We start from the raw sequence: 507 nt of genomic DNA on the forward strand, positions 1-507 counted from the left end.
TTCGTATCATGGATGATCAGGTCGAAGTTAGGTACTCGCGTGGCGGTCCGCTACAATGGAAAAGCGCGACGGATCAAAACGTCAAGCAAATGCACGCCCTGAAGACATACCTTTCGGACATGCATGTCGACGTCTTCGCGCGTAGATGCATGATTTTTCCGAGCCTCGGTTCGATTTCCGCGCCAAGCGCTGTCGCGGGTGCTTTCAGTGGTCACCAGCTGATGAGCGCGATCGCTGCGTCTTCACCGCTCTTAGAACGCCGTGGACAGGGGCTTCTTTCGGCATGTGACAGGGTAACGATCGAGAAAGCCCTTGCGGCGCCAGTATTCAAGAAAGCGATCCCAACACGTATGGACCGCGAACGCATGGATCGTTTGGCCGCGAAGAACCCGGCCATCGACGGCATAATCCAAACATTGGGAGACGGAACTGTGTTCTTGCGCGGTTTTGCTGGAACCGGGAAGACGGTCCTGCTTCTTCAGGCAGCATGGAAACTGTTTCGCGCGG

General features: G+C 55.8%; 1 protein-coding gene. It reads left to right on the forward strand.

Annotated features, from left to right (window positions below):
• Positions 1-119 precede the first annotated feature (119 nt).
• Positions 120-507: hypothetical protein (locus SM447_RS30095; protein WP_474576241.1), on the forward strand; the 388-nt coding region annotated here is incomplete at its 3' end.

Source organism: Micromonospora aridisoli, from assembly GCF_056150025.1.